Below are 11175 nucleotides of genomic sequence, written 5' to 3'. Positions count from 1 at the left end.
GCTCGCCCTTCGGGAGCGTGTCATTGCCCCGCTTTTTCAATTAAACCAATGGCTGTGTCAAACAACTTGGAAAGAGCTGGCTATTTCGCTGCGTTGTTTTCCTTGACCTCGAATCAATGACAACGCTCTGAATCCTACATCTTGAAGTCACTTGGGTATATAACCCGTTATCCATTCTTATTTTAAAACTATTTACTTTGTATTTTTATGTATTTATTTGTACGTAAACACATACAAAAAAACACCGTTCAATAATGAATTATCTATAAATTCCTTGGTCACATATTACCGAAAACATTATTTAGAATGATAGGAATTGGATGGATGAGTTTCAAAGCGAATATTAAGTTTATAGCGCTTGCTACTGCTGGTTTTTCAATAAGTTCACAAGCTGCACTATATCAAGTAGTGCAAGTCGTTCCCGATAACACTAATTTATCTTCATTTGGTTCCGCGATTCAAAGTGGAGACATTAATGATCCAATTACTGGACAACCTTACTCACTCGGTTGCTTTGAAAAAGAAGCGAATTGTGATGCCAGTAAATTCAAAATAGCACTCGATGTTCGCTCAACGGCTATGCTAGAGGGGAAACCTATTGATGTATCTGAACTGAGAGAAGAAGTACCTTTTGCAATGGATTCTAGCTTTGCATATCGAGGTAGTGAATCTGGTTTTAAACGATACTGTGACAACGAAAAAAAATACAAGATTTGTTCAGCGTGGGCGAGCACACTCTGGCAAGCATGGTCATTGGGTCACAATGAAGCATCTGAGCCAACAGTAACCGCATACGTAGAAGGTGACCACAACACAGCCTTCCCTCTCTTTAACCCAAATACCAAAAACAGCGTGGTTAATGCTTTAACAAAAGACGCAAAGTCAATTGGGACGGTGGCGACTGGATTAGACTCTAAAGACACCATTTCACCAGTTAAACCAAACTTTACTACTGCAGGCGATCAAGCAGCCATAGTCGCAACCCGTGCATGGGCGACAGATGGCACTATCACTGTTGGCAGCGTGGCGAGAAAATCAGGATCGAACCACAGTTCTAAAGCTGCAATATGGGATGACAAAGGAAATGCGCTAGAACTCGAATGGCAAAGCAAACGACTCAAAGGCGGCAAAAGACTTGCCCAAGGTAGCATGCGAGACTTTGTTACTGATGGTAGTACTGTCTATGGCGTCGGCTACAACTCGTATCAGAAAGACAACTACATGGACGCCACCGTTTTTGTTGGCGACCTAAATAAAAAAGAAGATTGGGTCAACAAACCCGTGGACGGGGCACAGCAACGAATTAAAAACAAAACACTGCATAGCAATTCAAGGTTAACCGGCGTTAACTCTAACTTCGTTGCGATTGGTGAAGCGAAACGTTCAGGGCAGTATTTAATGCCAACAGGTTCCGCGCCCAACCGTTTATTCGTCGTCAATGATGTAAGAGCAAAAACATTGAGAGCCAACTATTTGCAATCCGGGATCTTCTTTGACGGTGCGAGTGGAAAAATGGGTGCAATCAATACATACAATGAAATTGTCGGCAGAGTGGATGCAGAAAAGGTACGCGCATCGAAAGGCAAACCACGTAGACAACGAGCGTTTATCTTGCCTTATGCAAAAAATAGTAAAGTCAGTGAAAGAGCAAAAACGCTGTTTGATGGAAAAGCGTGGTATTTGGATGATTTAACAAACGGTTCAGATTCAAGCGATACTTCGTCCACCTCTTACTCCCAAGAAAATAACCGATTCAGAATTATCGATGCGAGCGACATTAATGATGCGGGCGTTATTTCTGCAACAGCGCTGAAGTGTCATTCTGGATATAAAACCACCGCCAATAATGCGACGTGTTCAGATAAGGAAGAAGTCGTTGCGGTTAAATTAATTCCAATTAAAGGAAAAACAGCGAAGAATATTGTACCTAGGGATGTTGAAAAAACACCAACGAAACGTAATGGCGCGGGTTTGGGGCTATTTACCGCATTCGGGTTGATTATTCTTTCAATTACGAGAAACGTTAAGACAAGAAAAATAAACATTAAATAGGAAAATATTGGAGCAAGTTAAAAACACATCGTAGATGACAATGGTGACTCCCCTGTTTCTGAACAACCAATTAAAACAGAAATGGGGGCGTTCATGAGCTTAAAACTCTATTTGAAGTTCAGAACAGGCAAGGCTAATGAGATTTACGCCCTAGCTTTGAGCTTTTGATGAAGACTCGAAACTGACGTCCCTTTCCTTTTACAAAGTCGGAAGTACACTAAGGTTACTTTGGAGGTGTTCAAGTTAAAATCACCATAAAACCACCTGATTCTATTCATAATCTAAACAATTTTTTTATTTCTTACCTATTATTGACATAACCCCTCGCTATTTTGAGCGATGTCGTTGTAAAATCGCGCTAATTACCGACACGTTTTCCCTCAGCAAAGTGGATTCATTCTGCTTGCCGGGACTCGCGTCTATCAATTTTCCTATTGCATGTTAATTTCATGACTGAAGTCCATGGACCAAGATAAGTTTACTAACATCTATCGCTTGCCAGGTTCGCTACAAATTCGAATCGCTAAGTGGCAAAAGACCTTCCGCGGCACATCTGATTTGGTTCTTCATCAGGTGCTAATGGAACGTAATAAGCAATTTAAGAAACCAAGCTTTTTACCAAAGAGTTGGTGCATCACGCCTATCGATGAGAATGACATCACCATTACTCATCACGGTAAATACATTCAAACCGTCATGCGTACCATGCTGGACAGAAAGGTTTCTTACAAACGCCTATTCTTATCTCGAATGGATGCGGACAAAGGTGAGAAGGTATTACGCGAGTACAAGCTTGAGTGGGTAAGAAAGCACAATCAGATTGCTAAAAAGTACAACCAAATCAAGAAAAAACAGTACATGAACTTTGCAAGAGAAGAGGAAGAAACGCTCTACCCTTCAATCCCAAAAGGCGAGTTCGATAAAGCGTTATGGAATAAATTGGTGGTTTCTACCTTTGGTCCCGAGAAAAAGTACAAAAACCCTCATTACGTGCGCAAAGCTGATTTCTAAAAAATCCCCCGATAATTCGGGGGATTTTTGTTTCACACTAATATTTACCAATCGTAGGTTAAGCTCGCGATGACATTACGACGGTCGCCGTACCAACAAAAGCCATCACATGTCGCGACATACTCTTTATCTGCTAGGTTCTTAGCTGCAACTTGCAACTTGTAATCACCAATACGGTAGCTCACCGTCGCATCCATCAAGAAGTAGCCCGGCACTTTAATTGTTTCAGTGTTATCGCCGTATGATTCACCGGTGTAACGCGCCCCAAGCCCAACAGCTAAGCCATCAAGTGTCCCTTCTAGGAAACGGTAATGCGCCCAAGCGGATGATACCGTGTTCGCCACTTGAGATGGAGAATTGCCCACCCATGCTGCGTTCACATCTTCTTTGATTTCAGAATCCACATAAGCAATGTTACCAAGTAATGTCAGTGACGGGGTCACATTTGCTACTGCTTCAAATTCAATACCCTTATTTTCTACTTTACCAATTTGAGTTAACTGATTGAGGTGGATTCGAGCAAGGTTCTCTTTCGTTGCTTGGTAAGCTGCAATATTAAAGTAGCCATCGAACGTACGAGGTTGGTATTTCACACCGATTTCAAACTGGTCTCCACTTTCAGGCTTCGCAGGCTTGCCTGCACTGTCTTGCTGAATAATAGGATCAAAATACTGCGAATAACTAAAGTATGGCGTAAAACCAGCCTCTGAAATGTATGCAGTACCTACGCTAAACGTCCACTCTTCATTATCAACTTTAGTTCGAGAGCCTGTCGTTACATTGTGAACCTCATTGCTCGTATCATCATAACGTGCGCCAAGAAGAACCGCCCACTTGTCATTGACCAGAATGTGGTCTTGTAGATAGATACCAAGCTGCTCGTTATCAACCTTTGTTCGCTGCTTGTCGGCGTCAGTCAAAGGCTGAAGCGTTATTGGGTCTAGCAACCAAACATTGTTCGAATAACTTGGGTTGAAAACATCAAAACGCGGATCTGGCAAGATTCCAATAGGCGTGGTTAAGAGTGAATTTCCATCAGCCACCAATGGGTCGCTTGCAAAGTCTTTACCATCAATACTGACCATCTGATAGTCAATACCAACCATGAGGTTATGTTCAACACTTCCCCATTGCATGTTGTGCATCAAGCGGTTATCAATATTGAAAGCATCAGAAGAGCCCTCTTCTGTACTGGCCGCACGCAGGATGCTTTTGCGCTCATTCAAAGGATCAAGCAGCGGACCTAATCCTGGGACGTCAGCAGCATAGACGTACGAATACATTTGTCGAAGGTTGACGTCCATTTGGCTATAACGAGTCGACTGAACAAAAGAAGTCGTGTCATTGAACATATGTGCAAACTCATAACCAACAGAAAGCTGTTCGCGTTCAAACGTTTCCCAATCCGTGTTCCCGACCGCAAGACTATCGCTTATCTTACCGTTTTTGTTTGGCTTCAATGTTCCCTCTACAGGTAAGAACTGCAGGTATGGGTCAGAATCATCTTTTTGGTAACTGGTCAGCAAAGTAATTTCTGACGTATCAGTGAACTTGTAAGTCAGTGAGGGAGCAATAAGGAAACGCTCGGCCTCGACGCCATCAACACGTGTGCCGTTCTTTCGCGCCAAACCTTGCACACGAACAGCAAGCTTCTCATTCACTTCTGAGTTCACATCCAGAGAAATCTGTTTGCGATCTTCAGAACCATACTCCACCGACACCTGACCAGAGCCACCATCAAACTGAGGGCGTTTGCTCACCAAATTGATAACACCACCTGGAGGGTTTTGACCATAAAGCACAGAGGCCGCGCCACGAAGCACTTCCACTCGCTCTAATGCAAACGGGTCAATCTGCCAACTGTAAAATCCAGATGAATACAGACGAGTTCCATCTTGATATAAGCCACTATTCGCCTGCTTAAAACCACGGATAATAAACCAATCTTGCTTGTTATCTTCACCAAAGTAATTGGTTTGAATGCTTGGCGTATATTGCAGTGCATCTGAGACACTGATTGATGCGCGGTCATCCATTTGCTCACGAGTCACAACGGAAACAGCGCGTGGCGTTTCGTTGATCGCTAAATCCATCTTCGTTGCAGTACGACTCTTCGCACCAAGGTAGCTAAAGTCAGGACCAACGGCACTGTCTTCTTGTAGACCAATTACAACAATGTTTTCATCTTCTTGAGCAAGCACTTGAGGGGTTACTAGCACCATCGCAATAGCCACTGCTGCGGGTGTTAGCATAAACTGCCGATTCATCATTTTTCTCCTTTTTTGTCGGCAACCTTTCCAACCTTTTATGCATTGAGCGAATAGACAAGCCCACACGGGTTGGTTCCGGCATAACCACTGATTTTCCTTAAATGCAAAAACACAGGACGTGCTTTGCTAGCATCACAAACTGGGTGATGAGAGCGATCACCCAGTTCTAGATTTTTATTGTTTTGATATGTGAGGAATGAAGCCAAATCGTCGTTACAGTCGACGTAGTCCCCACATCAGATACAAACCACCAATAAGAGATGCCACCAATCCTGCAGGGATCTCTTGCGGATAAAGCACCTGTCTGCCCATCCAGTCAGCCAATAGCATCACACCTGCACCAAGCAAGGCGGCACATAGCATGTGTTGCGATGCTTTATTAAAGCCAAACAAACGTGCCAAATGTGGCGCAAGCAAACCGACGAAACTAATAGGACCAACAACCAAAGTCGCGCTGACAGTAAGACAAGCCACAAGCAATAGTAAAATGGCACGAGAACGGTCAACTTTGAGACCGAGAGCTTTAGAAGAAGAAGCCCCGATCGGCAAAATATCTAACCAGCGAACACAAACAAAACTCAAACCAATAAACACAATGGCAGAAAGAGCGAGCGGGAGCAGCGTGTCCATTGACACGTAATACGTCGAGCCTGAAAGCCAAGCCAATGCTTGATAACTGCGTGGGTCACCCGTTGCCAAAATAAAACTCTGGATGGCATTCATGAGTGCAGTAATGGCAATACCTGTCAGCAAGATTCGTTCTGGTTGGAAGCCAGATTTTCTATTCAACAAGACAATGATTAGTACCGTCAACAAGGCACCAATCAAGCCACCAATAGACAAAGTCACAACCGATGCACCAACGCCAGTAAACATAGCAATGATCAAGCCCATTGCAGTTCCTGAGCTGATACCAATCACTTCCGGGCTAGCCATCGGGTTGCCACTCAATCGCTGAATCATGGTTCCTGCAATCGCCAACATAGCCCCGGCCATCGCCGCGGCTAAAAGCCTAGGTGTGCGCCATTCCAAAAATAGCCATTCATGGGTAGAGAAAAGCGATGTCCAGCCGTCGTTCTGAACTGAAACGGTGCTGAAGAGCACGATGCCCGCCAAGATGATCAACAAAGTAAATGCGATAGCGTGTTTGTTAAGTTTGTTGACACGCTCCGAGTGACGAGTGAGCACGGTTTGCGTATGCCCTTGCGTCTTTTGTGATAATCGAGGTAGTAACCAAAGTAACAGTGGTGCGCCTAACGCGGCAGTGGCAGCTCCTGTTGGAATAAAGCTCGCCATCAAACCCGGTAATTGTTGAATGACTAAATCGGTGAGGGTCAAAAGCATTGCACCAATCAACATTGAGATCCAAAGTTTGTGCTGAATCTTATGCACGCCAATCAAGCGTGTAATAGCTGGCGCAGCAAGACCGATAAAACCGATGATACCCACCGTCGCCACAACCCAAGAAGTAATAAGCACCGCTAAGCCAAGGCAAACAAAGCGCAGCTTCGCTAGCGACACACCTAAGCTCTTTGCTCCTTGCTCTGATAGCTCCAAAAGGCTCAAAGGTTTAGCAAACAAAAATGCCACTAGTGCAGCAATGGCGACTCTTGGTGCAAGATAGCTGAAATCATCCCAACCACTTTGAACTAAGGAGCCTGCTCCCCAGATCATGAGTCCATTGAGCTTCTCCGTATTCATCATCAAAATGACCGTACTCAGAGAAGCAAAATACAAGTTGATCACCAAGCCAGAAACAACAACAACGGTCGGAGAAAGAGCCCGTCGCCAAGACAACAACATCACTAGCCCCATTGAAGTGACACCACCAACCAAAGCAACTAAATTGGCAGAAAAGTCCAGCATCCAAGGTGTGAATAACGTGGCAAGCATGAGCGTAAAGTTCGCCCCACTCGCAACGCCTAAAGTCGTAGGAGATGCCAACGGATTACGTAGAACCTGTTGCATCAACACACCAGCAACTGCCAAGCCCGCTCCGGAGATCACCGTCGTAAATACGCGTGGCCACCAGCTAAAATGAAGAAGAACGGAATTTATCGACTGGAAATCAGGCTGCCAAAGGCTTGCTAAACCATTGGAAAAGGCGGTGGTTTGACTCAGATGTAACGCTCCAACCGACACCGTAAACATAGAAAGTAAGATCACTAAGGATAAAGGAAAAGCTCTCATTAGAAGTGCTCCTTCTCTTTTGCCGCAGCGACTAAATGAGCAAAGCGAACCGCAGAGGGCATGGCACCAAAGCTCCAAACAGGATCAACGCGCATAACAGGGTGACCTGATTGTTCTACGATATATTGCCAAAATTGGTCTTGTGCCAACTGTTGCTCTCCACCATGAGGAAGCGGATCCACAATAACGATCTGCGCTTTTATTCCCGCGAGTTTGTCGATACCGACCATACTAAAACCCCAGCTATTGGTTTTTTCCGTCCACGCATTAGAGAGACCAAGCTGGTTTATTGCTTGTGAATACAAACTGTTCTCGCCAAAGACACGCACGTGTTTAGTGTCCATAAACTGGACCATTAATAATGGCGCTGAATCTTGGTCGACTTTTTCTTTGAGTGAGGCAAGCTGTGCCTCTGACTGTTCAATAAACGTTTCTGCTTCTACCTCTCGTCCCAATTCTTTGCCGAAAGTACGAGTGAATTGAGTCAATACCGACCAATCCGAGATTCCCTGCCCGTAAAGATCTATCGTTGTAACAGGCGCAATTTCCGCTAATCGGCTTTCCATCGCAGAAAAATAAGGGGCAATAAAAATACGGTCGGGTTTGAGTTCGTAGATACGCTCAATGTTGGGTTGCGTTCTTAAACCCACATCTTTTGTTTGTTTTGGTAATATTGGGGCTTTCACCCATGCGTCATAATCTTGCCCTTGTGCGACGCCAACCGGAACAACACCGAGTGCAAGCATGGTTTCGGTCTGTGTCCAATCCACCGACATCACTCGTGGTGGTGGCGTCTTATCAACTGCATGAGCAAACAGAGGAAAAGCAAGACTTGTCGCCCAAACAAGTCGCTTCAGCAATGAAATAAGCGGCTTACAATCCATTGTTGACACCACTTAGCTTGGCATCGCTACTGGATACCCAGCAGGATGGTCAGAAATACGCATTTCAATGCCATAGATTTGCTGCAACTTAGGCTCGGTAAATACTTGTTGAACGTCACCTTGCGCTATCAAGTCACCTTGGTGCAATGCGACAATCTCATCACAAAAGCGTGCAGCTAAGTTAATGTCATGCAGTACGATGATGACCCCTAAACCTAGGTCTTTACTAAGTTTAGAGATCAAAGAAAGCATATCGACCTGATGACTAATATCGAGCGCAGACAAGGGCTCATCAAGCAACAGGTATTCGGTTTTCTGTGCGAGTAACATCGCAAGCCACACTCGTTGGCGCTCACCACCAGAAAGCGTGTCGACAAGGCGATCGGCATATTTGGATGTTCCTGTCATTTCCATCGCCTCTTCCACGATGGTTTTATCTTTTGTACTCAACCGTCCTAATAAACCATGCCAAGGGTAACGACCGAAGCTCACTAAATCTCGACCGAGAATGCTGTCGGTCATGGGTAAGTGCTGAGGAAGGTAAGCGATGTGCTGGGCAAATTTCTTTGCCGATAAACGGTTGATGTTGTCACCATGCAGCAAAATATCGCCATCACTGTATGGTTGTTGCTGAGCGAGCAGCTTGAGAAGTGTGGATTTGCCAGAACCATTGTGTCCGACAAGCGCGTACGTTTTTCCAGTTTCAAACGTCAAATCAAATGCTTTCAACAAAGACTTACCGTCAATATCGAATTGGAGTGCTTTGGCTTCTAACATCCCTACTTCACCTAATCCTATTTACGTCTCGGGGCTGGTGAAACTTCGCTTTGCCGTCTACCTTCCCGTTACGTTTTATAATTTTATTCAACAAAACGATTAATAAGCTTGGCTTTATATAACAGCAAAGATACAAATGCAAACCATTGTCATTATCATTAATAAATAATTTTATAAATCTTATTGGGAGCACATTCTCGCTACAAAAAGCACGTCAGAAGCAAGGGGAAAAGCCATTTAAAACGAAATGAAATAGGGATTGGAAATGAGGACTATCGGCGGCGAGCATCGCCATTCGCAATGCTCGCTCAAGGAATAAGTTAAGCTGCGACGATAAGAAAAGTTGGATGAGAGCCGCAGCATTGTTGAACCAGTTAATGACGAGCGTCAGCGCCAAACTCTACTTCTTTATAGATATCGGCCAGCGACTTCTTACCTTGTTTGTCTTTGGCTGAACGCTTTCTTGGTTGGTAGTGATACTCTTGGTCATGCAAAGCTTCTTCATGTTCCTTTGCCGACTCTACGAATTCAGCATTCGCAAGTGCTTGTTGGCGTAAGCGGTTTACTCTTTCTAGGGTTTCCCACAACATACTTCACCTCCAAACGAGTTACTGTATACATATACAGTATTATTTATTCCGACCTCCTAGTCAATATTTTGATTCCCTTCATGGTTTGCTCCTCTACTTTCACATTAACCCCATACCAGCATAATGCTCTGGGTACTTATGAATAATTTGTTTTAAGTAGCCTTGATGTTCGCGCAAAGCATTCACGCATTCTCGGGATAACAAGCCTTGGTAAACGCGTTTTTCAAGCTCTAACAAGGCATACGGGATTGACCACGCTTGACGATATGGATGATGGGTGGTCATGACATCAAACACATTAGCAACTGCCGCGATTTGAGCGGCGATAGGAATCCCTGGACGATCTAACCCATGCGGATAGCCAGACCCATCGAGGTTTTCATATTGGTAAGACGTAATTTGCTGAAATAAAGTGACACTCGGATGAACTGGATTACCAATTCTCGCCACAATGTTATCTGCTGATTCAACACATTGTTCAATATGCTCAGATAGCAGCGCTTCTTGCTCTGCATTCACACATCGTCGATTACATACCACATCAGCAGGGAGTTTTATTTCACTCAAAGCATGATAACGAGTGAACATTCCAATTTGCTCGACAACTTCATCACTAAATTGATAAGCATCGGCAAGCTCTGTCGCAATTAATTGGGCGTACATACCAATACGCTTAGTGTGCGAGTAAACTTCCGGCGAATACCCTGGCATCAAGCACTGCATTCTTTCTGCCAAGATTTCAATCGCATTGACGACGTGGTCTTCAGATTCAACGGCAAATTGCACCATCTCAAAATAGGGTCTTAGCCCATTTAAAGCCTCGACGCTAAACGCATTGGGTTGAATCGAATTGAGAAACACAAACCCAGTAAAGGTTTGACGGTCATAACAAGGAATAGCGACAGACGAGTGGTAGCCTTGTTTCAACAAGGTTTGAATACGTGGACAGTGGTTGATGTCGTAAAGATCGTTAACAAGACGAGGGATGGCATTGTCTGCAGCAATGCTCAGATTGTGCAGTTTTCGAAGTGGCGCTTCGTGATGAGCCAAACACCAAGTGTCGAACTCACTTTCGGCAAAAGATTTAAGCATGCCTTGTTTAGGGTGATACTTAGCAAAAGACACCCTATCGACACACGGTAAATGTGCCTGCATCCTATTCTTCAAAGTTTGCATTTGCTCATTGAGCGGTTTTGCAAACGGGTAAAAACTCCGGTGCGCCATACTTCACCTCCACACCAAGTAGAGAAACCAGAAGAAAAGGCTCATGAAAGTCAGCGTATTTGATGTGATTAGAGCGGCTTTTCTCCACCTAAATTATCGACATACCACAACTTAAGTGTACGAAATAAAAACAGTTTTTCGCCAACCTTTTCACCGAATATTCTACGGTAATTTAAT

8 protein-coding genes are annotated in these 11175 nt (G+C 44.3%); 2 read left to right on the top strand and 6 right to left on the bottom strand.

Annotated features, from left to right (window positions below; genetic code table 11):
• Positions 1-324 precede the first annotated feature (324 nt).
• Both OH463_RS03055 and OH463_RS03050 read left to right on the top strand, forming a co-directional pair.
• A complete protein-coding gene (locus tag OH463_RS03055; RefSeq protein ID WP_047513655.1) occupies positions 325-2052 on the top strand; it encodes a DUF3466 family protein in 1728 nt (575 codons plus the stop codon).
• Positions 2053-2514: 462 nt separating this feature from the next.
• On the top strand, positions 2515-3063 hold the full coding sequence (locus tag OH463_RS03050) for an MSHA operon transcriptional regulator (protein WP_005442115.1): 549 nt from the start codon (positions 2515-2517) through the stop codon (positions 3061-3063).
• Positions 3064-3107: 44 nt separating this feature from the next.
• Here OH463_RS03050 and OH463_RS03045 read toward each other — a convergent pair whose 3' ends face one another.
• The 6 genes from OH463_RS03045 to OH463_RS03020 form a co-directional block, all read right to left on the bottom strand.
• A complete protein-coding gene (locus OH463_RS03045; RefSeq protein ID WP_009698085.1) occupies positions 3108-5330 on the bottom strand; it encodes a TonB-dependent siderophore receptor in 2223 nt (740 codons plus the stop codon).
• A gap of 216 nt (positions 5331-5546) precedes the next feature.
• Positions 5547-7523 (bottom strand): Fe(3+)-hydroxamate ABC transporter permease FhuB, encoded by a 1977-nt coding sequence (fhuB, locus tag OH463_RS03040; protein WP_269990475.1) that lies wholly within the window; start codon positions 7521-7523, stop codon positions 5547-5549.
• Positions 7523-8407: an ABC transporter substrate-binding protein gene (locus OH463_RS03035; RefSeq protein ID WP_269990473.1), complete on the bottom strand. Its 885-nt coding sequence runs from the start codon at positions 8405-8407 to the stop codon at positions 7523-7525. Before OH463_RS03035 ends, fhuB begins: the two co-directional genes overlap by 1 nt.
• A 12-nt stretch (positions 8408-8419) precedes the next feature.
• Entirely contained in the window at positions 8420-9184 is a 765-nt protein-coding gene (locus tag OH463_RS03030; protein ID WP_005444434.1) for an ABC transporter ATP-binding protein, read from the bottom strand.
• Between the two features lie 374 nt (positions 9185-9558).
• Positions 9559-9774, bottom strand: coding sequence for a hypothetical protein (locus tag OH463_RS03025; protein ID WP_005433984.1), 216 nt, complete (start codon positions 9772-9774; stop codon positions 9559-9561).
• Between the two features lie 99 nt (positions 9775-9873).
• Positions 9874-10998, bottom strand: a complete 1125-nt coding sequence (locus OH463_RS03020; protein ID WP_049536164.1) for an HD-GYP domain-containing protein — start codon at positions 10996-10998, stop codon at positions 9874-9876.
• Between the last annotated feature and the right edge of the window lie 177 nt (positions 10999-11175).

It is taken from the genome of Vibrio sp. NFR (assembly GCF_027587095.1).
Lineage (GTDB): Bacteria > Pseudomonadota > Gammaproteobacteria > Enterobacterales > Vibrionaceae > Vibrio > Vibrio harveyi.
This window is presented reverse-complemented; position numbering and strand designations above follow the sequence as displayed.

What these genes read in the sequence shown, in the direction of transcription:
- OH463_RS03055 (WP_047513655.1), top strand. Translation starts at nt 325, where the DNA reads ATGAGTTTCAAAGCGAATATTAAGTTTATAGCGCTTGCTACTGCTGGT.
- OH463_RS03050 (WP_005442115.1), top strand. Translation starts at nt 2,515, where the DNA reads ATGGACCAAGATAAGTTTACTAACATCTATCGCTTGCCAGGTTCGCTA.
- OH463_RS03045 (WP_009698085.1), bottom strand. Translation starts at nt 5,330, where the DNA reads ATGAATCGGCAGTTTATGCTAACACCCGCAGCAGTGGCTATTGCGATG.
- fhuB (WP_269990475.1), bottom strand. Translation starts at nt 7,523, where the DNA reads ATGAGAGCTTTTCCTTTATCCTTAGTGATCTTACTTTCTATGTTTACG.
- OH463_RS03035 (WP_269990473.1), bottom strand. Translation starts at nt 8,407, where the DNA reads ATGGATTGTAAGCCGCTTATTTCATTGCTGAAGCGACTTGTTTGGGCG.
- OH463_RS03030 (WP_005444434.1), bottom strand. Translation starts at nt 9,184, where the DNA reads ATGTTAGAAGCCAAAGCACTCCAATTCGATATTGACGGTAAGTCTTTG.
- OH463_RS03025 (WP_005433984.1), bottom strand. Translation starts at nt 9,774, where the DNA reads ATGTTGTGGGAAACCCTAGAAAGAGTAAACCGCTTACGCCAACAAGCA.
- OH463_RS03020 (WP_049536164.1), bottom strand. Translation starts at nt 10,998, where the DNA reads ATGGCGCACCGGAGTTTTTACCCGTTTGCAAAACCGCTCAATGAGCAA.